Below are 25,537 nucleotides of genomic sequence, written 5' to 3'. Positions count from 1 at the left end.
TTCTCAGGAGGCGCGCTGCGCCCCGAGCGCCAGCAGCACGTCGTAGCAGGCGCCCATGTTGTGGTAGTCCACCTTGCCGGCGTTGCTCTTCTCGCGCGTGTGGTTGCGGTTGCGCCCGTCGAGGATGCGGAACCAAGCACCGTGCGCGTGGTCCACGAAATGCTGCCAGCAGTAGGCCCAGATCCGGTCGTACCAGTCCCAGTAGCGTGGCTCGCCGGTGCGCACGGCCAACACGGCCGCCGCGGCCATGCTCTCGGCCTGCACCCAGTGGTACCGGCCGTCGTCGCAGATGCTGCCGTCGGGCGCCATGCCATAGACGATGCCGCCGTGGGCGGCATCCCAGCCCTTGTCCAGTGCAGCGTCGAACAAAAAGCGCGCGCACGGCAGGTGCCAGTCCGCGGGCGCCAGCGCATCGAGCTGCAGCAGCAGCTTGGCCCATTCGGTCTGGTGGCCGATCTGGTAGCCCCAGGGGCGGAAGATGTTGGTCCGGTCGTCGCGGTTGTAGTCCCAGTCTACCGACCAGTCGGCGCGGAAATGCTCCCACACCCAGCCGCCCGACAACGCCGCCTGGCGCTGGCAGATGCCCTGCGCAAGCTGCTCGGCACGCTCGATGTAGCGCCGCTCGCTCGTGGCGCGGAAGGCCGAGATCATGGCCTCGCAGGCATGCATGTTGGCGTTCTGGCCACGGTAGTCCGACAGCGCCCAGTCGCGCGTGGCCTCGTCGGCGTACAGGCCCTGGGCCGGTTGCCAGAAATGCTGCTCGGCGGTCTCGAAGGCCTCTGCCAGCCACTGGCGCGCCTCGGGCATGCCGGCCTCGTGCGCGCGGGCATAGGCCAACATCACGAAGGCCATGCCATAGCAGTGGCGCGTGCCATCGAGCACGGTGGCGTGGCCGCCATGCCAGTCGATGAGCCAGGCATAGCCGCCGGTGGCCGCATCGAGGAAGGCCGTGCGCAGGAACTTCAGCGCATGCACCATGCCGTCGTAGTAACGCGCCTCCCCCGTGGTCTGGAACAGGATGGCGTGCGTGACCACAAAGCGCGTGGCGCTCACCAGGTGGCGCGTGCGCTCGTCATACACCGTGCCATCGTCGAGGAAGAAGTGGTACATGCCGCCCCCCGGATCGGTGGCCACGGGCTCGTAGAACGCCATGGTCTGGCGGATGTGCGCATGCAGGAATGCGGGCGAGCGGAAATCGGGCTGGGGTGCCACCATGGGCTTGTCTCCTCGGGGCGCCAGCACCTCTGGGGGTGCTGTGCGGGGGGGGTTGAATGGATGGATGGGTGAGTGTCAGCCGCCGCTGCGCAGGCGCGCCAGCAGGCCGGCCGTGGAACCGTCGAGCCCCGTGGCATCGCCCGATGCCAGGCGCGCCTCCAGGTCGCGTGCCAGCACCTTGCCCAGCTCCACGCCCCACTGGTCAAAACTGTTGATGCCCCACAGGCTGCCGCTCACGAAGACGCGGTGCTCTTGCAGCGCGATCAGCGCCCCCAGCGAGGCGGGCGTGAGCGCTTCGAGCAGCAGAAAGGTGCTGGGCCGGTTGCCCGGGAAGTGGCGATGGCCGTCTTCGGGGCTGGCCTTGCCCACCATCAGCGCCTGGGCCTGGGCCAGGGCGTTGGCGAGCAGCTTGTCCTGGTGGCCAGGCAGCGGATGCGCGGCCTGGCGCACGGCGATGATCTCCAGCGGCAGCACGTCGGTGCCCTGGTGCAGCATCTGGAAGAAGGCGTGCTGGCCGTTGGTGCCGGGCTCGCCCCAGAGCACGGGCGAGGTGGCGTACGGCAGCGCCTGCCCGTCGGCCCCCACGCGCTTGCCATTGCTCTCCATCTCGAGCTGCTGCAGGTAGGCCGGCAGCCGCCCCAGCGAGGCATGGTAGGGCGCGATGCAGCGGCTGGTGAAGCCGTGGAAATTGCGGTACCAGACATCGAGCAGGCCCAGACGCACCGGCAGGTTGGCCGCCAGCGGCGCCGTGCGGAAATGCTCGTCCATGGCATGCGCGCCGGCCAGCAACTCGCGAAAGCCTGCCGCGCCGATGGCGATGGCGATGGGCAGGCCGATCGCCGACCACAGCGAATAGCGCCCGCCCACCCAGTCCCAGAAGCCGAAGGTGGTGGTGATGCCCAGGGCACCCGCCGCCTCGACATTGGTGGTGAGCGCCGCGAAGTGGCGCGCCACATCGCGGCCGCCCTCGGCACCGAACCAGGCCAGCGCCGAACGCGCATTGGCCATGGTCTCGGCCGTGGTGAAGGTCTTGGAGGCGATCAGGAACAGCGTGTTCTCGGGTCTCACGCTCCGCAGCACGCCATGCAGTTCGTGCCCGTCGACGTTGGAGACAAAGTGCAGGCGCTTGCCCGCAGCGCGGAAGGCATCGAGCGCGCGCACGGCCATGTGCGGCCCCAGATCGGAGCCGCCGATGCCGATGTTCACCACATCGGTGATCGCGGCATCGCCGCGCACCTGTTCCGCATATTCCAGCATGGCATCGAGCGTCTGGTGCACCTCGGCCAGGTTCCTCGCGATGCCGGGCGTGTCCCCCGGCAGCGCCATGCCCCGGGGGCGGCGCAGCAAGGTGTGCAGCACCGCACGCCCTTCGGTGTGGTTGATGGGTTGGCCTGCGAACATGGCATCGCGCTGGGCCGTAAGGCCGCACTCCTGGGCCAGCCCAAGCAGCAGCCCTTCGGTCGGCCGGTCCCACAGGTTCTTGGAGAGGTCGGCAAACACATGCGGGGCCTGCTGGCTGAAGTGCCCGAAACGCCCGCTGTCCTGCGCAAACGCCTGACGCAGATCGAGGCTGTGCAACCCGGCATCGAACAATTCCTGCAAAACGGGCCACAGCGGGGTCTGATCACAGCGGAGGAACATGGGAAAGCTACCTGGAGAGGAAAGAGGGACAACGGCGAGATAGTAACTTGATTACCAAAATTGTCTGGTACTTTTTTGTTGCAGACACAGTTTCAAACGTCTATCACCCTGAGGATCTACACAAAGCGATGTAACGTGATTACAATTTCAGGGCAGACGCGATTACAAACATGCCGATATGGAGACCCGATGAGTTTTGACCTTGTCCTGTTTGGTGGAACCGGCGACCTGGCCTGGCGCAAGCTGATGCCAGCGCTGTTCCAGGCGTTCCGCCACGGAACGCTGCCCGAGGGGGGCCGCATCATCGCGGTGGCCCGCGACGAGCTCAGCCATGAACAATACCGCAGCCTGATCCAGTCGCGCTTCGAAGGTGTGGACCTGGCCAAGCGCCCCACCCCCGACGAGTTCGAACGCTTCGGCGCCCTGCTGCACTACCTGCGCATGGACCTGTCGCAAACCCAGGACTATGCCCGCCTGGCCGCCATGCTGCACGAGCGCAATGCCGAATCGGTGGTGATGTACGTGGCCACGGCGCCCAGCCTGTTCACCAATGTCTGCGAACAGATTGCCGCCGTGGGGCTGAACGGCCCGCACACCCGTGTGGTGCTCGAAAAGCCGCTGGGCCACGACCTGCGCTCCAACCAGGCCATCAACGACACGCTGCGCCGCGTGCTCAAGGAAGAGCAGGTCTTTCGCATCGACCATTACCTGGGCAAGCCCTCGGTGCAGAACCTGCTCGCCATGCGTTTCGGCAACGCGCTGTTCGAGCCCCTGTGGCGTCGCGAGACGATTGCCAACATCCAGATCACCATTGCCGAAGAACTGGGCGTGGAAACGCGCGGCGCCTTCTATGACCAGACCGGCGCCCTGCGCGACATGGTGCAGAACCATGCCCTGCAGCTCTTGTGCGCGATCGGCATGGAGCCCCCCATCAACGCCAGCGCCAACGCAATCCGCGACGAGAAGCTCAAGGTGCTGCAATCGCTCAAGCCCTGGAGCACCGAGACCATCGGCCAGCACGTGATCCGCGGGCAGTACGTGGCCGGCAAGACGCATGGCGCCAGCGTGCCCGGCTACCTGCAGGAAAAAGGCGTGGCCCCGGGCAGCACCACCGAAACATTCGTCGCGCTGCGCACCGAGATCTCCAACTGGCGCTGGGCCGGCGTGCCCTTCTACATCCGCACCGGCAAGCGACTCGCGGGGCGGGACGCGCACATCGTGGTCAATTTCCGGCCTGTGCCGCACCCGATCTTCCGCACCTCGGCCGGCGCGGCCAACCGCCTGGTGATCAACCTGCAGCCCAAGGACGGGCTGGAGTTGCACCTCATGGCCCAGGGCGCCGCCCAACAGCAGGTCGAGCCCGCGCTCTCGCAGGTGTCCCTGAACCTCGACTTCGACCAGCGCTTCGGCACCGAGCGCGTGGGCGCCTACGAACGCCTGCTGCTCGATGTGATCGCGGGTCGCCTGAACCTGTTCGTGCGCAGCGACGAGCAAGAGGAAGCCTGGCGCTGGGTGGAGCCCATCCTGCAGCACTGGCGCAACGATGCGCTGGGCCCACGGCCCTACACGGCCGGCAGTTGGGGCCCGAGCGCCGCCAGCGCCATGATCGCGCGCGACGGCTACTGCTGGAGCGAGGAAGTGTGATCCCCGCGCACGTGCGCGGGCCTGTGCTGCAGCGGCGCCTGAACGGCGCTGCCCCATAAAAGAAGGGCTCCCAATGGGAGCCCTTGTCAATTGCCCGGGTGAGGGCAAGGAGGGGAAACACTTCCACATGGTGGCGATGCCCACGACCGTGAAACACCACCACCATGGGAAGGCCCGCAACTGGCGGGCCTTGTCTGAAGGCCCTTGCTCTTACAGGGCGCTGATCTCGCCCGAAGGGATCTGGCCCAGACGAACGGCTTCGGCGGCCGCTGCGCGCACGGCAGCACGGTCAGCCGTGGACTTGTAGGTCACAACGCGCGAACCTGCTGGCTCCTGGCTGCGGGTTTGTGCCACGTTGGCGGCTTCGGCAGCCACTTCGGCGCGGGTGCGGTTTGTGTCGAACTTCAGGGCGAACTGCGAGGAATCGGCTTCGTCAGCGTGGACGCCGAAGGCAGAGAAAGCAGCCACAGCGGCGATGGACAGGAAACGTGCGGTCTTGTTCATGGTGATCTCGATTCTTGAATGGGGTTGGTCTGGGGTCTGTTCGGGGGCGCTGATTACAGAGCGCTGATTTCGCCCGAAGGGATCTGGCCGGTGCGCACGGCTTCGGCAGCGGCTGCACGCACGGCAGCACGGTCAGCCGTCGACTTGTAGGTCACCACGCGGGAACCAGCGGGTTCCAGGCTGCGCGTCTGGGCGACGGTAGCGGCTTCGGCGGCCACTTCGGCGCGGGTGCGGTTGGTTTCGAACTTGGTGGCGAATTGCGAAGCATCGGCTTCGTCAGCGTAAGCGCCGAAAGAAGCGAAAGCAGCCACAGCGGCGATGGAGAGGAAACGTGCGGTCGTGTTCATGATGAAATCCTTTGAAGATAAAGAAGCGTCTCAATAAAACCGGGACAGAAACCATTCCTGAACCGGGTTCGGTGAGTCGCCTTGCGGGTTCGGCTCATCGATGGGTTGAACTGTACGCCTCAGGTGTTCAGAGAAAAACTACCCAGTCACGAACTGTCTGTTCCAGTTTTGAGAACAATGCGCGCACATGAAAATGCCGCGCAGGTACCCCTGGGCGGCATGGCGTTTCAGGCGGGAACGGGGCTATCGCGGCAGCGGGCCGACCAGTTCGATGGGCAGGCCGTCCGGGTCGGCGATGAAGGTGAAGGGGCAGCCTGTGAAGGGGTCGGTACGCACCGGCTCGGCCGCCACCCCATGGACGGCCAGGGTGCGCAGGCAGGCCTCCAGGTCCTTCACGCGCAGCGCCAGATGGCGCAGGCCGCAGGCCTCGGGGTAGGAGGGCCGGGGCGGCGCCTCGGGAAAGGAAAACAGCTCGATCTGCGTGCCATCGGGCAAAGCCAGGTCGAGCTTGTACGACTGGCGCTCGGCGCGCCAGGTCTCGTTCACCACGGCCAGGCCCAGCACCTCGGTGTAGAAGCGCTTGGAGCGCGCATAGTCCGAGCCGATGAGGGCCACGTGGTGCACCCCGGCAAGCGACAGCGGTGGTGGCGCGCCGGCCATGCTCAGCCGCCTGCGATATCGAGCGCGCGCGAGGCGCCGTACAGCGCCGGGGTCGCACTCGGGTCGATGATCCAGCAGGGGATGGACGCCAGGTAGGCCTGGAAACGCCCCTTGCCCTCGAAGCGCTGGCGGAAGGACGACTGGTCGAACCACGCCCCCAGGCGCGGCACCATGCCGCCGCCGATGTACACCCCGCCGCGCGCCCCCAGCGTGAGCGCGAGGTTGCCCGCCACATTGCCCAGGAAGCCGCAGAACAGGTCCAGCGCCTGCAGGGCCAGCGGGTCCTTGGCCTGCAGCGCCGCCTCCGTCACCTGGGCTGCCGAGTTCACCTCGGTGCCTCCGACCTTTGCCACGGTGCGCACCGCGTGGTACAGGTCCACCAGGCCCGAGCCCGACACTGCGCGCTCGGCCGACACATGGCCATAGCGCTGCTGCAGCACCTGCAGCACATCGAACTCGTGCTGGGTCTGTGCGGCCAGCGTGACATGGCCGCCCTCGCCCGACAGCGGCACCCCGGCCGGCGAATGCGGTGGAAACACCAGGCCCGAGACACCGAGCCCGGTGCCCGCACCCACAAGGCCAATGGCCTCGCCCGGCACGGCCTGGCCACCGCCCACCTGGCGCAGCAGGTCGGGGGTGAGCAGGGGCAAGGCCAGCGCCAGCGCCGTGAAGTCGTTGATCACCACCAGCCGCGCAAAACCGAAGGCCTCGCGCACGGCCTTCTGCGAAAAGCTCCAGCTGTGGTTGGTCATGCGGATGGCATCGCCCGTCACCGGGTTGGCGATGCCGAAGGCCGCCTCGTTCGGCGCCTCCCGGCCCACCTCGCGCAGGTAGGTGCGGATGGCATCGTCCACCGTGGGGAACTGGGCGCACTGCAGCACGCGCGTGTCGTGCAGGGTGTCGTCCCCGGGGTTCTGCCAGGCCAGGCGGATGTTGGTGCCGCCGATGTCGGCGAGAAGGCGTGTTGCGGGCATGGGCTGGGGGGCAATGCGTCCACTGGGAACCAGCGGATCCATCGCCCGAAATGGTGGCTGAATGAAAAGGGCGGGGTCGAAGCGAAGTCCGCTTTTTAACCCAGAACGTGGAAAGTGATCGGGTCAAAGTCCCCATGCGCCAAGGCCAAAGCGCGGGGCAGGCGCAGCACGCCCCGCGCGCTGCGCTCAGGGCCTCACGCGATGCGCTGTTCCGTACCGGTATCGAACCAGTGCGCATGTGCGGGGGCCACGGCCAGGCCCACGCGGTCGCCGGGCTTCACGCGGGTCTGCGCATCGGTGCGCAGCGTCATGTGGCCGGCGGCGGTGTCCACCATCACGTAGGTGTCGGGCCCCGTGGGCTCGACCACGCTGACCTCGCCGCGCCAGGGCGAGCTGTCCTGCATCACCAGGTGCTCGGGGCGCACGCCCAGCATCACCTCGGGTGCGGCCTGTGGGGCCGCCAGGTCCAGCGACACGCCCTGCACCGCGAACTGCCCGGCGGCCTGCGTGCCGCGCAGCAGGTTCATGGTGGGCGAGCCGATGAAGGTCGCCACATAGGTATTGGCCGGGCGGTTGTAGATCTCGTCGGGCGTGCCCAACTGCTGCACCACACCGCCCTTCATGACGGCGATGCGCGAGCCCAGGGTCATGGCCTCGACCTGGTCGTGCGTCACGTACACGCTGGTGATGCCGCTGGCCTGGTGCAGGCGCTTGATCTCGGCGCGCATCTCCACACGCAGCTTGGCATCGAGGTTGGACAGCGGCTCGTCGAACAGAAAGAGCTGGGGCTGGCGCGCCAACGCCCGGCCCATGGCCACGCGCTGGCGCTGGCCGCCCGACAGCTGACTGGGCCGGCGGTCCAGCAGGTGGCTGATCTGCAGCATGGCCGCCACTTCGTCGATGCGCTTTTGCCGCTCGGCCTTGGGCATCTTGCGCATCTCCAGCGCAAAGCCGATGTTGTCGGCCACGCTCAGCGTGGGGTACAGCGCATAGCTCTGGAACACCATGGCGATGTCGCGGTCGCGCGGGGGCATGCCCACCACGTTCTTGCCCGCGATACGGATCTCGCCCTCGGTCGGCTCGTCCAGGCCCGCGATGATGTTGAGCAGCGTGGACTTGCCGCAGCCCGAGGGGCCCACGAGGATCAGGAACTCGCCCGGTGCCACCTGGATGTCCACCTTGCGCAGCACCTCCACGCTCTTGTCGCCCTTGCCGAAACGCTTGTTGATGCCTGCGATATCCAATGAAGACGCCATGATTGCTTAACCTCTTTAACCCTTGACCGCGCCGGCCGTCAGCCCGCGCACGAAAAACTTGCCTGCAAGCACGTAGATCACCATGGTCGGCAGGCCGGCGATGATGGCGGCCGCCATGTCCACGTTGTAGGCCTTCACACTGCTCGACGTGTTGGCCAGGTTGTTGAGCCCCACGGTCACGGGCTTGGAGTCCGTGCCCGAAAACACCACGCCGAACAGGAAGTCGTTCCAGATGTTGGTGAACTGCCAGATCAGCGTGACCATGATGATGGGGGTGGACATGGGCAGCACGATGCGCCAGAAGATCTGGAAGAAGCTGGCCCCATCCATGCGCGCCGCGTTCACCAGCTCCTTGGGGATCGCCGCGTAGTAGTTGCGAAAGAACAGCGTGGTGCCCGCCAGGCCCGCCAGGCAGTGCACCAGCACCAGCCCGGTGATGGAGCTCGACAGGCCGAGCCAGCCCAGCACCTGGCTCATGGGCAGGAGCACCACCTGGAAGGGCATGAACACGCCGAACAGCAAGAGGCCGAACAGCACGTCGCTGCCGCGGAACTTCCACAGGCTGAGCACATAGCCGTTGATCGCCCCCCACACGGTGGAGATCAGCACAGCCGGCACGGCCATGGCCACCGAATTCCAGAAGAAGGGGCGCAGGCCGTTGCAGTCCACGCCCGTGCAGGCGCTGGACCAGGCCGTGACCCAGGCCGCCGGATTGAGCGACGCCGGCAAGGCCAGCAGCGCACTGGAGCGTATCTCGTCGGCATCCTTGAAGGAGGTGACCAGCATCGCGTACAGCGGCAGCAGAAAGAAGGCGGTGGCCAGGGCCAGCACCGCATAGACCAGCAAACGGCCCACGGAAGGAAACAAGGAAGGCTTAGCGGTCATGGGGTTTGCTGCGCAATTCGCTGTACAGGTAAGGGATCACCAGGGCGGCCACGGTGGCCAGCATCATGGTGGCGCTGGCCGCGCCCAGGCCGATCTGGCCGCGCGAGAACGACATGGTGTACATGAAGGTTGCGGGCACATCGGTGGCATAGCCCGGCCCGCCGGCCGTGAGCGCCATCACCAGGTCGAAGCTCTTGATTGCCAGGTGCGACAGCACCATCAGCGTGGAGAAGAACACGGGCCGCAGCGCCGGCAGCACGATGCGCCAGTAGATGCGCGGCAGCGAGGCGCCATCGACCTGTGCGGCCTTGATGATGCTGTCGTCGATGCCGCGCAGGCCGGCCAGGAACAAGGCCATCGCAAAGCCCGCGCTCTGCCAGATGCCGGCGATCACCACGCAGTAGATGGCCATCTCGGTGTCCACGAGCCAGCCGAATTCGAAATTGGGAAAGCCCCAGTCGCGCACCATCTTCTCGATGCCCAGGCCCGGGTTGAGCAGCCACTTCCAGGCCGTGCCCGTGACCACGAAGGACAGCGCCATGGGGTACAGGTAGATCGTGCGCAGCGCGCCTTCGGCGCGGATCTTCTGGTCCAGCAGCACGGCCAGCACCACGCCGATGGCCAGCGATCCGCCCACATAGCCCACGCCGAAGATCGCGAGGTTCTTGAGGGCCACCCACCAGCGGTCCATCTCCCACAGGCGCTCGTACTGCGCCAGGCCCGCCCATTCGTAGTTGGGCATCATGCGCGAGACGGACAGGCTGAGCACCCCGTTCCAGACCATGAGGCCGTAGATGAAGGCGAACCCCAGCACGAAGGCGGGGGCGACGACCAGCTTGGGCAGCCAGGATTCAAAGGAGTTCTTGGTCGTCATTGCAAAAAGGATATCGGGTGCATACGCAGGCTGGGACATGAGCGACGGCCACGCCGTCCATCGTCACGTCAACAAGAAGAACAACAAGGAAAAAAGAGGGGCACACAGGGAGTGCCCCCCAAGAACAAAGTCACCTCTGACTTAACTCGCTCTCACACTCCCTCTTTACCACCAGATCTCGTACTGCACGCCCACCAGCGTGCGCGAGGTCTTGCCCTTGGCGCCGAAGGTCGCGGCATTCGCCACGGCGGCAGCCTGGTTCCAGTTGGCCTTGGTCACGTACAGGCGCAGTTCGGGGCGCGACCAGAAGTCCTCGTTCATGGCCAGCGCGCCGGCCAGCGTCACCTTGCTCAGGCGCTGATCCGGGCCCGTGCCCTTGCGCGTGGTGGTCGACACTTCGGCCAGGGCCTTGAAGTTCTTCGAGATGGCGTAGGAGCCACGGCCACCCAGCGAGAAGTCCTTGGTCTCCACGTTCGTCAGGTCGGTCTTGTTGGTCTGGTAGCCAATCAGGGCCTGGCCGCCGAAGGGGCCGCTTTGCCAGTTGATGGAGTCGGCGATGCGCGTGGAACGGCGGCCGGGACGGGTGCCGTCGATGGCTTCGAATTCACCATCGATGCGGGCATGGCCGCGCGAACCCTGCAGGTACAGGGTGTTGCTCATGCCGGACATCAGGAAGTCCTTCTGGGTGTGCATCAGCGAGATGCCCGAACCCGAGCCACCGTTGACCTGGTTCTTGCCACCCACCGCGGTCAGCAGCACGCGCAGCTTGCCGTTGGGGTTGGTGTTGATTTCCGACAGGTCGACGTTCAGGCGGTGCGCCTTGACGTCGTTGGGCAGGTTGCCGTCGAACTTGTCGCCGCTGAACACGCCCACACCGAGCTTCATGCCGCCGATCGGCACGTCGGTCACGCCGGCACCGACGTTGTCACCATAGTTCAAGAGGAAGTAGTCGACGATGTGCACGTCCTGGATACGCAGGCGGCGCTGGCCGACCCAGAACTTGGCCTCGGGCGAGAACGACAGGCCGCTCATTTCCACATAGGCCTGCTCGGTGCTGATGTCGCCACTGCCCCACTTGGCGGGCATGTAGTTGACCTTCCACTTCACGCCGCCGGCCTCGAAGCTGCGGGCGAAGTTGACTTCGATGCCGTTGTCGCCTTCGTTGCCCAGGCGGAACTTCTGCAGCTCGCCGCCCAGCGACAGGTTGCCCTTGACGCCATCGGAGTGGTTGAACACCGGGCCACCCCGCGAGTAACCGTTGAACTCGAAGCCGGCAACATCCATTGCCAGTGCATTTGTCATCGCGCATGCGGCGGCCAAAGCCACCGCCGTGAGGCGGTTTCTTTTCATCATGATGGGATCCCTCGGTGTTGGTTTACTTGGTCTTCGCGGCGGCCGCGATCTTCTTCACGGCGTCGGCAACGCTCACCTTGTCGTCATTCCAGAACTGGCTGACGGCGTCCTTGATGGCACCTTCGGTGGCGGGCGCGATGGCCATGCCGTGGGCCACGCTGGGCAGCAGGCTGCCGCTCTTGGCGGTGTCGACGAAGTCCTTGGTCGATGCCTTGGCGCAGTCGTCGAACTTGTCCATCTTCAGGCCGGCACGCACCGGGATGGAACCCTTGTTGAGGTTGAACACTTCCTGGAACTCGGGGCTCATGATGGAGCTGGCCAGGTCGCTCTGCGCCTTCTGGGCAGCGGAGTCCTTGAGCTTGAACAGGATGAACGAGTCCACGTTGAAGGTGTAGGACGTGGTCGTGCCCGGCGCTGCGGCGCACATGAAGTCCTTGCCCGGCACCTTGTTGGCCGCCAGGAATTCGCCCTTGGCCCAGTCACCCATGAGCTGGAAGCCTGCCTTGCCCTGGATCAGCATGGCCGTGGCCAGGTTCCAGTCGCGGCCCGGGGCGCCCGAGTCGGTGTAGGACTTGATGCGGCGGAAGGTTTCCAGCGACTTCTTCATGGTGTCGCTGTTGATGGCCTTGTCATCGAGCTTGACCAGGGCGTCTTGGTAGAACTTGGCACCACCGACACCGAGCACCACCGATTCGAAGGTGGTGAAGTCCTGCCAGTTCTGGCCGCCGTGGGCCACGGGTACCAGGCCGGCAGCCTTGAGCTTGTCGGCCGCGGCGAAGAACTCGTCCCAGGTCTTGGGCATGGCGGCGACGCCGGCCTTCTTCAGGGCCTCGGAGCTGCCCCACATCCAGTTGACGCGGTGCACGTTGACCGGGGCGGCCACGTAGGCGCCCTTGTACTTCATGATGTCGGCGACCACCTTGGGCAGCAGTTCATCCCACTTCTCGGCCTTGGCCAGTGCGTCCATGTTGGCCAGCACGCCTTCGGAGGCCCATTCCTGGATCGCCGGGCCCTTGGTCTGCGCGGCCGAGGGCGGGTTCCCCGAGATCACACGGCTCTTGAGCACGGTCATGGCGCTGTCGCCACCGCCGCCGGCCACGGCAAAGTCGCGCCAGGTATGGCCCTTGCCCTGCATGATCTTCTTGAGCTCGGCCACCGACTTGGCTTCGCCGCCCGAAGTCCAGTAGTGCAGAACCTCCACTTCCCCTGCACCGGCGGTCGCCGATGCCGCCAGCACCGCCGCGACGGCGGCGAGTTTCGTCAACTTCCACATACCCATGTCTCCTCGTTTGTGTGAGTCTGTTGTGCGCCCGCTGAGCCATGCCGGCCAGCGCAGTCGGTACTTTAATTACAATAATTAATGAACATATCAGGGCTTTCCCGGGGTGTGCGTTACACGCCAATGGAATTTCACCGTTATCGAATTACGGCGCCACTTGCGCCTCGGTGCTTTCCCTGCAACGGACGGTCCCCGCGCCTGCGCAGGGGGACCCTTTGCTATCCTCTATCCATGGCCACCCTATTGATAGTTGAAGACGATGCCCTGCTGCTGGATGCCTTGACGGGCCAGCTCCAGCAACTGGATTTCAGCGTGTGCACCGCCAGCAGCGTGGCCGAAGCCACCACCGTGCTGCAAAGCCAGGCGGTGGACGGCATCATTCTCGACCTGGGCCTGCCCGGGGCCGACGGCATGGAGCTGCTGACCTGGGCCCGCACCCACATCGCCGGCCTGCCGGTGCTGATTCTGACGGCCCGCGACGGCATCGACGACCGCATCCACGGCCTCAACGCCGGGGCCGACGACTACATCACCAAGCCCTTCAACATGCAGGAGCTGCAGGCCCGCCTGCAGGCCATGCTGCGCCGTGCGCGCCAGCCCGCGTTCACGCAGGCCAGCAGCGCCTCGGGCGGCCCGAGCACCACCATCGGCAGCCTGCAGATCGACCATGGCCACCGCAATGCGGTGCTTGGCGGCGAGCCGCTGGAGCTCACGCAGCGCGAGTGGGAACTGCTGGAGCTGCTGGTGAACCGCTGCGGCGAGGTGGTCACGCGCGACGACGTGCTGGCCGCCTGGCGCGCAGGGCCACCCGAGCCCGGGCAGGCAGCGGCCGCACCGCTCAACTCCAATGCGCTGGAGGTCTACGTGCACCGCCTGCGCCGCAAGCTCGACGCCTCGAACCTGGTCATCCGCAATATCCGCGGGCTGGGTTACATGCTGGCCAAGCCGGCCGAGTAGACCGCCTCCATGCGCCCCATTCCCGGCGTTTCCCTGCAGCGCAAGCTGCTGCTGTGGCTGCTGCTGCCGCAGCTCGTGCTGTGGCTGTCGGGCGGATTTCTGGCCTGGCGCATCGCGCTGCAGAACGGCGAGAAGGGCATCGACCAGACACTGACCCAGTCGGTGCGCGCACTGGCGCGGCAGATCAAGCCCATCGGCGACGGGCTGCTGGTCGACTTTCCCAAGGCCGCGCAGGACATCCTGGAGCAGGACCCCGCCGACCGCGTCACCTACATGGTGTCCTCGCCGCCCGGCCGCTTTCTGCTCGGCAATGCACAACTGCCCCCGCCCCCCCCGGTGAACGTGGACGTGGGCGAGCCCTTTCTGTACCACACGCGTGTGGACGACCGCCCGGTGCGCGTCGCCCTGCTGGAGGTGGACTACGGTACGCCACATGCGCGCCAGCGCCTGCGTGTGCAGGTGGCGCAAAGCCTCACCGTGCGCGAGCGCATCGCCCAGGAGCTGCTGGAGAAGATGCTGCTGCCCATGGGCCTCATGGGCCTGGCGCTCAGCGCCGTGGTCTATGCCGGCGTGCTGCGCGGCCTGCAGCCGCTGAAGCGCCTGGAGGCACAGATCGAGAAGGCCGGTGCGCGCAAGCGCAACACCGCCGACCCCTTGCCACCGATCGAGCTCACCTCGGCCCCGCAGGAAGTGCATTCGCTGGCCAGCACCATCAACGCCCTGCTGGAAGCCGTGGCACGCGGCCAGCAAAAGGAAAAACGCTTTCTCAACGATGCGGCCCACCAGCTGCGCACGCCCCTGGCCGGGCTGATCGGCCAGACCGAGCTGGCGCTGCATGAAAGCCGCGAGCCGCCGGTGCAGGAACGGCTGCACAAGGTACTGTCGGCGGCACGCCGCAGTGCCCACCTGGTGCACCAGTTGCTGCAGCTGGCCCGTTCGGAAAGCAGTGTGGCCATGCAGACCGTGGACCTGGCGGCGCTGGCGCGCGAAGTGGCACGCGACTGGGCGGCGCGCGCCGTGGCCAGTGGTGTGGACCTGGGCTACGAGGGCGAGGAACAACTGGCTGTGCAAGGCCACCCGCTGCTGCTGCGCGAGGCACTCAACAACCTCATCGACAACGCCCTGCACTACGCAGGCCACGGCGCCACCGTGACGGTGCGCGTGGACATCGCCGGGGCTGGCATGGCGGCCCTGGCGGTGGAAGACGATGGGCCCGGCGTGAACCCGGCCCACCTGCGCGACCTGTTCGCGCGCTTCTGGCGTGGCTCGGACCAGCCCGGTGGCTGCGGCCTGGGCCTGTCCATCGTGGAGGAAATCGCGCTGCAGCACGCCGGCCAGAGCTTTGCCGACCCCGTGGTGCCGCATGGCCTGCGCGTGGGCCTGAAGGTGCCCCTCAGTGCAGCGGCGCCCCGCACCTGACGGTGCGAAGCGCCGCTTCGGGGTCATGCGGCCAGAATGAGTTTCTCGAGCTTGACGGCATCCACGGCAAAACCGCGGATGCCTTCGGCCAGCTTTTCGGTGGCCATGGCGTCTTCGTTGAGCGCGTAGCGAAAGCCCGCTTCGTCGTAGTTCACGGCCGGCAGGTCCAGGGCCTTGGCCGCCGCAGGGTTGAGTGCGCGGGTCAAGGGAGCATCGCTGGCGGCCAGCTGGGCCAGCAGGTCGGGGGCAATGGTGAGCAGGTCGCAGCCGGCCAGCGCCGTGATCTGGCCGGTGTTGCGGAAGCTGGCGCCCATCACCTCGGTGGCAATGCCGAAGTGCTTGTAGTGGTTGTAGATCTGCGCCACGGACTGCACACCGGGATCGTTGGCGCCCGAGCGCGCGGCCTCGTCCCACTGGGCTCCGGCCTGCTTCTTGTACCAGTCGTAGATGCGGCCCACGAAGGGCGAGATCAGCTGCACCTTGGCCTGGCCGCAGGCGACCGCCTGGCAGAACGAGAACAGCAGCGTCAGGTTGGTATGGATGCCACGCTGTTCGAGCTTCTCGGCGGCCTGGATGCCTTCCCAGGTGGCGGCGACCTTGATCAGCACGCGGTCGATGTGGATGCCCTCGGCCTGGTACAGCTCGATGATGCGCTCGCCCCGCGTGATCGTGGCCTGGGTATCGAAACTCAGGCGCGCATCCACCTCGGTGGAGACGCGGCCCGGGATGGTGCCCAGGATCTCGCAGCCGAAACGCACGATCAGGCGGTCGATGATCTCGTCCATCGGGCGGCCCCGGAAGCGGTTCACCGTGTCCGTGAGCAGTGGTGCGTACTCGGGCTTTTGCACCGCCTTCAGGATCAGCGACGGGTTGGTCGTCGCATCCTGGGGCTGGAACTGGGCCAGCTGCTTGAAATCACCGGTGTCGGCCACCACGGTGGTGAACTGTTTGAGGGCGTCGAGTTGGTTCATGCCCCCATTATTCCGCATCGCCGTGTCAGGGGCCTGTACTTTCAACCACCGATACGCCGTGCACGCCCAGGCCCAGCTGCACCTGCTCGCCCACGGCCAGCACGTCGTCGAGGTCCGACGAGGTGACGAAGATGTTCCCGAGGGCGGTATCGAAGGTGTACTCGTGCACCGCCCCCAGGTAGGCGCGCTTGCGCAGCGTGGCCGGCAGCAGGCCTTCTCCGCCACGCCGGATGCGCCAGGCTTCGGGGCGCACGGCCACTTTCACCGCGCCGGGTGCCGCCGCGGTGCGCGGCTGCAGGACCAGCGGGCCCAGTTGCACCGTGCCGTCGGCCACAGCCGTGCCCGGAAACAGCATGGCCTCGCCCATGAAGCCCGCGACGAATTCGCTGCGTGGCGTTTCGTACAGCGCCTGGGGGGTACCGCTCTGCGCGATCAGGCCCTGGTCCATGACGATGATCTGGTCGCTCACGGCCATGGCCTCGGCCTGGTCGTGCGTGACATAGGCGACCGTGAGCGACAGGCGCTGCTGCAGCGCACGGATCTCCTCGCGCATCTCGCGGCGCAGCCGCGCGTCGAGGTTGGACAGCGGCTCGTCGAACAGCAGCACCTCGGGCTCCAGCACCAGGGCGCGCGCCAGCGCCACGCGCTGCTGCTGGCCGCCCGAGAGTTCGCTGGGCAGGCGCTCGTCATAGCCCACCAGGCCCACACCGCGCAGCGCCTCCACGGCCTTGGCGCGTGCCACATCCTTGGCCAGGCCCGACATGCGCAGGCCGTACATGACGTTGCCCACCACGCTCATGTGCGGGAACAAGGCATAGCTCTGGAACATCATGCTCACATTGCGCTGGGCCGGCCCGAGCGTGGTGACGTCCTTGCCGCCGATGAAGATCTCGCCCGAGGTCGGCGATTCCAGCCCCGCGATCATGCGCAGGGTGGTGGTCTTGCCGCAGCCCGAGGGCCCCAGGATGGTGGTCAGCGTGCCGCGCGGCACCTCGAAGCTGATGCCCTTGACGGCCAGGGGTGCCGATGCGTCGGCCCCGTACCGTTTGGTGATGTGGCGAAACACGATGCCCGCGCCGCTGTTGCTCATGGTGGGTGTTCTCTCGGAGGAATCGGGTCGTTCTCAATGCGGTGCCGGCACGGCCCCGGCAGCACGCCGGCCCAGCTTGCGCTCGCCCACCAGCCACTGGATCAGCGCGATGGCCAGCGACATCAGCACGATCAGCACGGTGCAGTAGGCCAGGGCCACGCCGTAGTCGCCATTGCCCACGCGGCCGATGATGTAGGTGGTGGCCAGTTCGTTCTCGGCCGTGACGAGGAAGATCACCGCGCTCACGGTGGTGATGGCGCGCACGAAGCTGTAGACCAGCGCAGCCACCAGGGCCGGCTTGAGCAGCGGCAGCACCACGTGGCGCAGTGTCTGCACGCTGCCCGCGCGCAGCATCAGCGAGGCCTCATCGAGCGAGCGGTCGAGCTGCTTGAACGCCGCCGTGCCGGCGCGCACGCCCACCGGCAGGTTGCGGAACATGAAGCACAGCACGATGATCAGCGCCGTGCCCGTGAGCTCGAACGGCGGCACGTTGAAGGCCAGGATGTAGCTCACGCCCAGCACCGTGCCCGGGATGGCGAAGGCCAGCAGGGCCGAGAACTCGAAAGCCCCCTGCCCCTTGAACTCGGTGCGCGCCAACAGCCAGGCGATGCCGATGCCCAGCGCCGCCGTGAGCGGTGCCGACAGCGCAGCGAGCTTGATCGTGGTGAAGAACGAATTCCAGGCCGTGCCGGCCCAAACGATGCCGAACGCACCCCACTCCATGTTGAACGCCGTGCGGAAGTGGTTGAGCGTGAAGGTGTAGTCGCGCCCCCAGGTCTGCACGAAGCCGCCGGCCAGCGCGAACAGGTAGACGACGAGGGTGAAAGCCATCCAGGGCAGCGCCACGGAATGCACCACGCGGCGCACACCGGCGGGCAGCGGCATGGCCAGGCCCGCATCGCCTTTGCCCGACACCGTGGTGAAGTTCTGCCGCCCGAGCAGGCCCCGCTGGATGGCGAACACCGCCAGCGCGAACAGCGTGAGGATCCAGGCCAGCGAAGCGGCGCGCCCCTGGTCGTACTGCGCGCCCACGATGGCGAAGAAGATCTCGGTGGACAGCACCGAGAACTGCCCGCCCACGACGATGGGGTTGCCGAAGTCGGCCATGCTCTCGATGAAGCCCACCAGGAAGGCATTGGCCAGGCCCGGCTTGAGCAGGGGCAAGGTCACGGTCATGAAGGTCTGGTGCGGGCTGGCGCGCAGGGTCTGCGCGGCCTCTTCGAGGCTGGGCGCGACGCCCTGCACCACGCCGCGCATGATCATGAAGGCAATGGGCGTGAAGGCGAAGGTCTGCGCCACCCACACCCCGAGCCAGCCATAGAACCAGCGCGAGGGCGTGATGCCGAAGGCGTATTCCAGGAACTGGTTGAACACGCCCGCGCGGCCGAACAGCAGGATGAGCCCCAGGCCCACCACGAAGGGCGGCGTGATGATGGGCAAGAGCGCGAGCACGTTCAGCGGGCGTGCGTAGCGGCGCGAGGCGCGCTCGGCCATCAGCGCCATGAAGGTGCCCAGGAGCGTGGTGCTGGCCGCCGTCATGAGCCCCAGGAACAGCGTGTTCCAGGCCACGCCGCAGCGCTGGCCACCCGCCAGGCAGGCCAGGCCGAAATTGCGCTCGTGCGCCACGCGCTCCCACATCACGGCCAGCGAGAACGGCCCGTCTTCGAGGAAGAAGGCGCCCGAGAGCGCCTTGAGCACCGGGAACACGATGAACAGTGCGAGCAGGCTGCCCATGCCCAGCACCGCGGCCGCCACGAACAGGTCGCCCTTGAAGTAGCCGCGCCGGGCCAGGCCGAAGGAGGCCAGCACCAGCAGCGCCGTGAGCACCACGAAGGCGCCCCAGCCCATGCCCGGCTGGCGCGCGCTCAGCTCGCCGAAACTGGCGTTCAGCCCGTCGAAGGCCCAGCCACGCGCGCCGATGGCAAAGCCGCTGACCAGCAGGGACACGAGGCCGAGGCCACCGCCCAGCAACAGCAGGCCGCCCTGCCGGCGCCCCGCCGGCAGCATGGCGCCCGCACCGGCGATGGCCAGGCCGGCGAGTGCCAGCCAGAGCCAGGGCCGCCCGAAGGCGGCGGCCTGCATGAGGCCGCTGCCGGTCTGCGCCTGGCTGAAGACCTGGGCCAGCAGGGTCAGGCCATTGGCATCCTGCTGCGCATACCAGGGCAGCGCCACATAGCCCAGCAGGCCCAGCGCCAGCCAAGTCCACAGAGGCCGGTTGACCGAAGGCCTTGCAGCCGGCGGTGCCTGCAGTGCGTGCGCCGACATCAGCGCCCGGCGTTCTGGACGTCTTTTTCCCAGCGCGCGATCAGGCGACGGCGCTCGGCGCTCGCGCCGTACTTGGCGTAGTCGTAGTTGATGAGCTTCATCTTGGCCGGGTCCGTCATGCGCGGATCGCGGGGCACCTGGGTGTTGCTGGGCAGCTGGAACTGCTTGGCCGCCAGGCCGAACTGCTGGCCGCCGGGCGTGAGTGCCCACTCATAGAACTTCTTGGCGGCCTCGGTGTTGGGGCCGTTCTTGACGATGCTCATCGAGCCCACTTCGGCACCCGTGCCTTCGGAGGGCGTGGCCGAGCCCACGGGAAAGCCGTTGACGGCCTCGGTGGTCACATCGTGCACGAAGCTCACCGACACCGTGGTCTCGCCGCGCGCGGCGGCCTTGACCGGGGCCGTGCCCGAACGTGTGTAGGCACTGATGTTGGGGTGCAGCGCCTTGAGGTATTCGAAGGCCTTTTCCTCGCCCATGATCTGCACCAGCGTGGCGATCATGGTGTAGGCCGTGCCGCTCGATGCGGGGTTGGCCATCTGCACCTCGCCCTTGAACTCGGGCTTGAGCAGGTCGGCCCAGGACTGCGGCGGGTTGAGCTTGCGCTTGGCCAGCAGTTCCTTGTTGTAGCCAAAGCCCAGCGGCCCCAGGTAGACGCCCACGGTGCGGTACTTGGAGTCGGACGCCTGCTTTTGCGCCCAGGGGTAGAGCTGGCTGAGCTGCTGGGACTTGTATTCGAGTGTCAGGCCCTGCTCGGCCGCCTGCAGGTGCGGGTCGCCCGTGCCGCCGAACCAGATGTCGGTCTTGGGGTTGGCCTTCTCGGCATTGAGCTGGGCCAGCGCCTCACCCGAGCCCTTGGCCGTCATGTTGACCTTGGTGCCCGTGGTCTTGGAGTAGACCGTGGACATCAGATTGCACCACTCGGCCTGCACGGAGCAGATGATGTTGACCTGGCCCTGGGCCAGGGCACCCGATGCGGCCAGTGCCAGCGCAGTGCCTGCAAGGAATTTCTGCATGGAAGTCTCTTTCTGGTGTTGTAGTGGTTTGTTTAGTGACAGTTTAATGACAGACATCCTACGGTGGCCCCTTGCAGGCGACCACGGGGATTACGCGAGGGCAGGTGCTCACACCGGCTGCCGCACCCCGCGGCGGCATCAGGGTTCCACACGCTCCCCCTGGCGATGAAACCCAGTTACCATTGATCGCCACCATCCCATGAACCCGCTGCCCCCGAGGACCTGCCAGCGTGCTTGACCGCATCACCGCCTCCCTGTCGTCCCTGGCCCCTGCCGAGCAGCGCGTGGGCAAGCTCGTGCTGGCCGATCCGCGCAGCTTCGCCCGCCTGCCCGTGCGCGAGCTGGCCGAGCGCGCCCATGTGAGCAAGCCCACCGTGGTGCGCTTTTGCCGCAGCATGGGCTACGACGGCCTGGCCGATTTCAAGCTCAAGCTCGCCGGCAGCGTGAGCGAGGGCGTGCCCTTCATCCACCGCAGCGTGGACGCCGACGACAAGACCGGCGACGTGCTGGTGAAGGTGGTGGACAACGCCGTGGCCGCCTTTCTGCAGTACCGCAATGCCGCGAGCACCGTGGCGCTGGAGCGTGCGGCCGAGGCGATCGCCGCCACCTGGAAGACGGGGCGGCGCATCGAGTTCTATGGCGTGGGCAACTCGGGCATCGTGGCGCAGGATGCGCAGCACAAGTTCTTCCGCCTGGGCGTGACGTCCATCGCCACCAGCGACGGCCACATGCAGGTGATGAGCGCCACGCTGCTCGGCCCGGGCGACTGCCTGGTGATCGTCTCCAACTCGGGCCGCACGCGCGACCTGATGGACGCCGCCGACATCGCGCGCAAGAACGGCGCCACCACCATCGCCATCACGGCCAGCGGCTCGCCGCTGGCCAGCACCTGCCAGATCCACCTAGCCGCCGACCACCCCGAGGGCTACGACCGCTACAGCCCCATGGTGTCGCGGCTCATGCACCTGCTCATCATCGATGTGCTGGCCACCTGCGTGGCCCTGCGCATCGGCAGCCCGCTGCAGCCCATCCTGCAGCAGATGAAAGAGAACCTGCGCGCCAAGCGTTATGCCTGAGTGGGCGCTGGTGCCCAGCGCTTGAGCACCAGCGTCGCATTCACGCCACCAAAGCCGAAGCCGTTGACCATGGCGTGTTCCAGCGCCATGGGGCGGCTGGCGCCGGCCACCAGGTCCAGGCCCTCGGCCAGCTCGTCGGGGTTCACAAGGTTGCGTGTGGCGGGCACCACCTGGTCGCGCAGGGCCAGGGCCGTGAAGATTGCGGCCACCGCGCCGGCAGCACCCAGCAGGTGGCCCGTGGCGGCCTTGGTCGAGGTGACCGCCACCGAGCGGGCCGTGCCGAACACGCGCCGGATGGCGGCCAGCTCACCGCGATCACCCACGTAGGTGGAGGTCGAATGGGCATTGAGGTGCTGCACCTCGCTGGCGGCCAGGCCGGCCTGGGCGAGCGCCAGCTCCATCGAGCGGCGCGCGCCATCGCCATCCTCCGGGCCGGCCGTGATGTGGTGCGCATCGGCCGAGGTGCCATAGCCCACGAGTTCGGCCAGCGGCGTGGCGCCGCGCGCCAGCGCATGCCCCAGCGACTCGATCACCAGCATGCCGGCGCCTTCGCCCATCACGAAGCCATCGCGCGCTGCATCGAACGGGCGCGAGGCCTGCTCGGGGTGGTCCGAGAAGCCGGTGGACAGCGCCTTGGCTGCCGCAAAGCCGCCCAGGCTCACGCGGTCGATGGTGGCCTCGGTCCCGCCGCAGACAGCGATGTCGGCCTCGCCCGCGCGGATCATGCGCGCGGCATCTCCGATGGCCTGCACACTGGCCGCGCAGGCCGTGACGGGCGCGCCCAGCGGCCCCTTGAGGTGGTGGCGTATGGACACATGGCCGGCAGCCAGGTTGACCAGGAAGGACGGCACGGTGAAGGGCGACAGGCGCTGCGGACCCCGCGTGTCGGTGGTGCGCACGGCCTCGGCAATGGCACCGAAACCGCCGATGCCCGACGCAATGACCGTCGCGGTGCGCTGCTGCTCTCGCTCGTCCGTGGGTGCCCAGCCCGCCTGCGCGAGCGCCTGCTGCGCGGCGCCCAGGGCGAAGGGAATGAAGCGGTCCATCTTGCGCTGGTCCTTGGCGCTGGCAACGCTGTCCGGGTCCCAACCGCCTTCGGGGTCTTCCGCCCTGCTCGGAACGGCGCCGCCCACCTTGGCCGCCAGGCCCTCCACCACCGCATCGGGCAGCCGGCGCAGCCCCGACGCGCCCGCGAGCAGGCGGCTCCAGGCCAGCTCCACCCCGACACCCAGGGGCGAGACCAGGCCCATGCCCGTGATGACCACGCGCTGCGCGCGGGCGGCACCGTTGCCGGGAAGTTGTGTAGCGTTGCTGTTGTCCATGGCGTGCAAGGCACGGCGAGCGCCGCGCATTTATGATGACGGGCGCCATCATAAACAAGTCGGCGATTAATGCGTACGACCATCATCAAAAAGAGGTTTCCTCCATGAAAGTCTCGAAGGCGCAGGCGGCCGAGAACCGCCAGGGCATCCTGGACGCCGCAGCGCGGCTGTACCGGGAGCACGGCCTCACGGGCGTGGGCGTGGCCGACATCACGCGCGACGCGGGCCTGACCCATGGCGGCCTGTACCGGCATTTCGCGAACAAGGACGCACTGGTGCGCGAAGCCTGCGCGCGTGCATTCGACTGGTCGATCGCCCCGCTCGATGGCATGGAGGATGGCGCCGACGGCCTTGCGGCGCGGGTGGCGAGCTACCTGTCCCCGCAGCACCGGGACCACCCGGGCGAAGGCTGCCCGGCCGCGGCGCTGGCCGTGGATGCGGCGCGTGCGGGAAGCGATCTGTCCGAGGTGTTTGCACAAGGCATCGAACGCAACATCGAGCGCTTTGCGCGCGTGATCGAGGGCCTGGAGGCGGGCGCCGAACCCAGCCTCGAAGGCCGCACGCGCGCCCTGCAGATGCTGGCCACCATGGTGGGCGGCCTGGTGCTGGCCCGGGCCACGGCGGCGGGCCGACCGGCCCTGTCCGACCAAATCCTCGCGACCCTGCGTGAACATCTGTCGGCACCACCCCACCGCCCCTGAAACAGCGGGCCTGCGAAGCGGGTTTCCATGGAAAAGGGCTCCCGAAGGAGCCCTTGCAGCAGTCAACCCGAGGCCAGGTTACTGGATACGGCCTTCTTCCACCGCATGGCAGGCGATGCGGATGCCGCCGATGGAGAGCAGCTTGGGACGCTCGCTGCGGCAGCGGTCATTGGCGTGCGGGCAGCGCGGGTTGAAGGCGCAGCCGGGCGGAGGATTGAGCGGGTTGGGCACCTCGCCCTGCACGGGCGTGCGCGCCTTGCCGGTGTCGTGCATCTTGGGGATAGCGTCGAGCAGCATGCGCGTGTAGGGGTGTCGCGGCTTTTCGAACAAGGCGTGCTTGTCGGCCAGTTCCACCAGGCGGCCCAGGTACATCACACCGACCTGGTCGCTCACATGGCGCACCACGGCCAGGTTGTGCGAGATGAACAAATAGGTCAGGTGCCGCTGGCGCTGCAGGTCCTTCATGATGTTGAGCACCTGCGCCTGCACCGACACGTCGAGCGCCGAGGTGGGCTCGTCGCAGACCAGGAACTCGGGTTCGGTGGCCAGGGCGCGCGCGATCGAGATGCGCTGGCGCTGACCGCCCGAGAACTGGTGCGGGTACTTAACCATGTCCAGTGGCGACAAGCCCACCGACTGCAGCAGCTCGCCCACGCGTTGCTTGAGCTCGGCCTTGTCGGTGATGAGGCCATGCTCGCGCAGCGGCTCGCCGATGATGTCCTCCACCAGCCAGCGCGGGTTCAGGCTGGCATAGGGGTCCTGGAAGATCATCTGGATGCGCCGGCGCATGGCGCGCGCATCGTTGCCCTTGAACGCGGCGTGGGCGTCCTGGTTGTCGAAGGTGAGGCCGCCGCGCGTGGGCTCGTACAGGCCCACCAGCAGGCGCGCCACCGTGCTCTTGCCGCAACCGGACTCGCCCACCAGGGCCAGGGTCTTGCCCTTCTCGATCTCGAAGCTCACGCCGTCCACCGCATGCAGCAGGGTGCGGGGCTTGCGCTCGATCATGCGGTTGAGCCAGGGGGCCGACACGTCGAAGGTCTTGGCCAGGTCGTGCGCCTGCACGAGCGGCTTGCCGGCGCTTGCGGTGGTGGAAGGCACGGCGCTCATGCGGACACCTCCGTGGTGGCCGGGGCGTGCAGCCAGCAAGCGGCGCGGGTGGAACCGGCCGGCATGAGTTCGGGGCGATCGACCATGCAGCGGTCAAACGTCTTGGGGCAGCGCGGGTTGTAGGCGCAGCCCTTGGGGATGGCGTTGAGGCGGGGCATGGCTCCGTCGATCTGGTTCAGGCGTTCACGGTCCACCGCCATGTCAGGGATGGAGGCCATCAGGCCGCTGGTGTAGGGGTGGGAGGGTTTGTTGATGACGTCGTGCACCGGGCCGATCTCGGCCACGCGGCCGGCATAGAGCACGGCCACGCGGTCGCAGGTCTCGGCGATTACGCCCATGTCGTGGGTGATCAGCATGACGGCGGCGCCGCGCGATTTGCAGATGTTCTTGAGCAGCGTGATGATCTGCGCCTGGATGGAGACGTCGAGCGCCGTGGTCGGCTCGTCGGCCACGATGAGCTTGGGCTCGGCCGCCAGGGCCAGGGCGATCACCACGCGCTGGCGCATGCCGCCCGAGAACTGGTGCGGGTAATGGTCGATGCGCTCGGCCGCTGCGGGGATGCCAGTGTCTTGCAGCAACGCAATGGCGCGCTGGCGGGCTTCGGCAGCGCTCACGGGCAGGTGGGCCAGGATGGTCTCGGTGAGCTGGCGGCCCACCGTGTACAGCGGGTTCAGCGAGGTCAGCGGGTCCTGGAAGATGGCGCCGATGCGCCGCCCGCGGATGCTGCGCATCTGGTCGCTGTTGAGGTTGTCGATGCGCTGGCCTTCCAGCAGGATCTGGCCCGAGGCCACGCGGCCCGGCGGTTCGAGCAGGCCGATGATGGCCGCGCCGGTGAGCGACTTGCCGGCGCCGGACTCTCCCACCACACCCAGGATCTCACCGGGAGCGATGGAAAAGGAGATGTCGTCCAGGGCGCGCAGGGTACCGCGGCGGCCCGGAAATTCGACAACGAGGTTTTTGACTTCTAGAAGACTCATGGGAATA

Annotated in this window: 23 protein-coding genes; 5 read left to right on the top strand and 18 right to left on the bottom strand. The window is 67.3% G+C overall.

The genetic code is table 11. From position 1 onward, the window contains the following. Positions 1-3: 3 nt before the first annotated feature. On the bottom strand, positions 4-1,215 hold the full coding sequence (locus tag AC3WOH_RS05010; RefSeq protein ID WP_492228287.1) for an AGE family epimerase/isomerase: 1,212 nt from the start codon (positions 1,213-1,215) through the stop codon (positions 4-6). A 75-nt stretch (positions 1,216-1,290) separates the two neighbouring features. After that, entirely contained in the window at positions 1,291-2,856 is a 1,566-nt protein-coding gene (pgi, locus tag AC3WOH_RS05005; RefSeq protein WP_492228286.1) for a glucose-6-phosphate isomerase, read from the bottom strand. A gap of 189 nt (positions 2,857-3,045) precedes the next feature. Here pgi and zwf point away from each other — a divergent pair, with 189 nt between their 5' ends. Next, entirely contained in the window at positions 3,046-4,500 is a 1,455-nt protein-coding gene (zwf, locus tag AC3WOH_RS05000; RefSeq protein WP_184859608.1) for a glucose-6-phosphate dehydrogenase, read from the top strand. Between the two features lie 210 nt (positions 4,501-4,710). On the opposite strand, the gene AC3WOH_RS04995 is transcribed toward zwf, so the two are convergent. The 9 genes from AC3WOH_RS04995 to AC3WOH_RS04955 form a co-directional block, all read right to left on the bottom strand. Further along, positions 4,711-5,004 (bottom strand): DUF4148 domain-containing protein, encoded by a 294-nt coding sequence (locus AC3WOH_RS04995; RefSeq protein ID WP_492228285.1) that lies wholly within the window; start codon positions 5,002-5,004, stop codon positions 4,711-4,713. 53 nt (positions 5,005-5,057) lie between these two features. Continuing rightward, positions 5,058-5,351 carry a DUF4148 domain-containing protein gene (locus AC3WOH_RS04990; RefSeq protein ID WP_492228284.1) on the bottom strand — a complete coding sequence of 98 codons (294 nt, stop codon included), beginning with the start codon at positions 5,349-5,351 and terminating at the stop codon, positions 5,058-5,060. 243 nt (positions 5,352-5,594) lie between these two features. Beyond that, complete coding sequence (gloA2, locus tag AC3WOH_RS04985) at positions 5,595-6,011, bottom strand: SMU1112c/YaeR family gloxylase I-like metalloprotein (protein WP_492228283.1); 417 nt, start codon at positions 6,009-6,011, stop codon at positions 5,595-5,597. A gap of 2 nt (positions 6,012-6,013) precedes the next feature. Further along, on the bottom strand, positions 6,014-6,985 hold the full coding sequence (gene glk, locus AC3WOH_RS04980; protein ID WP_492228282.1) for a glucokinase: 972 nt from the start codon (positions 6,983-6,985) through the stop codon (positions 6,014-6,016). 194 nt (positions 6,986-7,179) lie between these two features. Further along, positions 7,180-8,241 (bottom strand): ABC transporter ATP-binding protein, encoded by a 1,062-nt coding sequence (locus AC3WOH_RS04975; RefSeq protein WP_184859600.1) that lies wholly within the window; start codon positions 8,239-8,241, stop codon positions 7,180-7,182. Between the two features lie 15 nt (positions 8,242-8,256). After that, the gene (locus tag AC3WOH_RS04970) at positions 8,257-9,126 is read right to left on the bottom strand and encodes a carbohydrate ABC transporter permease (RefSeq protein WP_184859598.1); all 870 of its coding nucleotides are present in this window, start codon (positions 9,124-9,126) and stop codon (positions 8,257-8,259) included. Beyond that, positions 9,116-10,000: a carbohydrate ABC transporter permease gene (locus AC3WOH_RS04965; RefSeq protein ID WP_184859596.1), complete on the bottom strand. Its 885-nt coding sequence runs from the start codon at positions 9,998-10,000 to the stop codon at positions 9,116-9,118. Before AC3WOH_RS04965 ends, AC3WOH_RS04970 begins: the two co-directional genes overlap by 11 nt. Before the next feature lie 165 nt (positions 10,001-10,165). Then, positions 10,166-11,284: a carbohydrate porin gene (locus AC3WOH_RS04960; protein ID WP_184859994.1), complete on the bottom strand. Its 1,119-nt coding sequence runs from the start codon at positions 11,282-11,284 to the stop codon at positions 10,166-10,168. 91 nt (positions 11,285-11,375) lie between these two features. After that, positions 11,376-12,626, bottom strand: a complete 1,251-nt coding sequence (locus AC3WOH_RS04955; protein ID WP_184859594.1) for an ABC transporter substrate-binding protein — start codon at positions 12,624-12,626, stop codon at positions 11,376-11,378. A gap of 237 nt (positions 12,627-12,863) precedes the next feature. Between AC3WOH_RS04955 and AC3WOH_RS04950 the strand changes: the two genes are divergently transcribed. Together AC3WOH_RS04950 and AC3WOH_RS04945 are read left to right on the top strand one after the other, a co-directional pair. After that, positions 12,864-13,589, top strand: a complete 726-nt coding sequence (locus tag AC3WOH_RS04950; RefSeq protein WP_492228281.1) for a response regulator transcription factor — start codon at positions 12,864-12,866, stop codon at positions 13,587-13,589. A gap of 9 nt (positions 13,590-13,598) precedes the next feature. Beyond that, entirely contained in the window at positions 13,599-15,008 is a 1,410-nt protein-coding gene (locus AC3WOH_RS04945) for a sensor histidine kinase (RefSeq protein WP_492228280.1), read from the top strand. A gap of 23 nt (positions 15,009-15,031) precedes the next feature. On the opposite strand, the gene tal is transcribed toward AC3WOH_RS04945, so the two are convergent. From tal to AC3WOH_RS04925, 4 genes are read right to left on the bottom strand one after another with little or no spacing between them, the layout of a single operon-like run. After that, the gene (tal, locus tag AC3WOH_RS04940) at positions 15,032-15,979 is read right to left on the bottom strand and encodes a transaldolase (RefSeq protein ID WP_492228279.1); all 948 of its coding nucleotides are present in this window, start codon (positions 15,977-15,979) and stop codon (positions 15,032-15,034) included. A gap of 25 nt (positions 15,980-16,004) precedes the next feature. Next, the gene (locus AC3WOH_RS04935; protein WP_492228278.1) at positions 16,005-17,069 is read right to left on the bottom strand and encodes an ABC transporter ATP-binding protein; all 1,065 of its coding nucleotides are present in this window, start codon (positions 17,067-17,069) and stop codon (positions 16,005-16,007) included. Between the two features lie 33 nt (positions 17,070-17,102). Next, positions 17,103-19,334, bottom strand: a complete 2,232-nt coding sequence (locus AC3WOH_RS04930) for an ABC transporter permease (protein ID WP_492228277.1) — start codon at positions 19,332-19,334, stop codon at positions 17,103-17,105. Continuing rightward, positions 19,334-20,347: an ABC transporter substrate-binding protein gene (locus AC3WOH_RS04925; protein ID WP_492228276.1), complete on the bottom strand. Its 1,014-nt coding sequence runs from the start codon at positions 20,345-20,347 to the stop codon at positions 19,334-19,336. The genes AC3WOH_RS04930 and AC3WOH_RS04925 overlap by 1 nt, the downstream gene beginning before the upstream one ends. Positions 20,348-20,577: 230 nt before the next feature. Between AC3WOH_RS04925 and AC3WOH_RS04920 the strand changes: the two genes are divergently transcribed. After that, a complete protein-coding gene (locus tag AC3WOH_RS04920; protein ID WP_108016385.1) occupies positions 20,578-21,423 on the top strand; it encodes a MurR/RpiR family transcriptional regulator in 846 nt (281 codons plus the stop codon). Here AC3WOH_RS04920 and fabF read toward each other — a convergent pair. Beyond that, complete coding sequence (fabF, locus tag AC3WOH_RS04915) at positions 21,414-22,745, bottom strand: beta-ketoacyl-ACP synthase II (RefSeq protein WP_492228275.1); 1,332 nt, start codon at positions 22,743-22,745, stop codon at positions 21,414-21,416. The two genes, AC3WOH_RS04920 and fabF, sit on opposite strands and share 10 nt — an antisense overlap. Before the next feature lie 104 nt (positions 22,746-22,849). On the opposite strand from fabF, the gene AC3WOH_RS04910 reads away from it, so the two are divergent. Further along, on the top strand, positions 22,850-23,446 hold the full coding sequence (locus AC3WOH_RS04910; protein WP_492228274.1) for a TetR/AcrR family transcriptional regulator: 597 nt from the start codon (positions 22,850-22,852) through the stop codon (positions 23,444-23,446). A 78-nt stretch (positions 23,447-23,524) separates the two neighbouring features. On the opposite strand, the gene AC3WOH_RS04905 is transcribed toward AC3WOH_RS04910, so the two are convergent. Both AC3WOH_RS04905 and AC3WOH_RS04900 read right to left on the bottom strand, forming a co-directional pair. After that, positions 23,525-24,553 carry an ABC transporter ATP-binding protein gene (locus tag AC3WOH_RS04905; RefSeq protein ID WP_492228273.1) on the bottom strand — a complete coding sequence of 343 codons (1,029 nt, stop codon included), beginning with the start codon at positions 24,551-24,553 and terminating at the stop codon, positions 23,525-23,527. Beyond that, positions 24,550-25,530 (bottom strand): ABC transporter ATP-binding protein, encoded by a 981-nt coding sequence (locus AC3WOH_RS04900; RefSeq protein ID WP_184859574.1) that lies wholly within the window; start codon positions 25,528-25,530, stop codon positions 24,550-24,552. Before AC3WOH_RS04900 ends, AC3WOH_RS04905 begins: the two co-directional genes overlap by 4 nt. Between the last annotated feature and the right edge of the window lie 7 nt (positions 25,531-25,537).

The sequence above is a fragment of the Acidovorax sp. FW305-C-20-28 genome, assembly GCF_058783375.1.
This window is presented reverse-complemented; position numbering and strand designations above follow the sequence as displayed.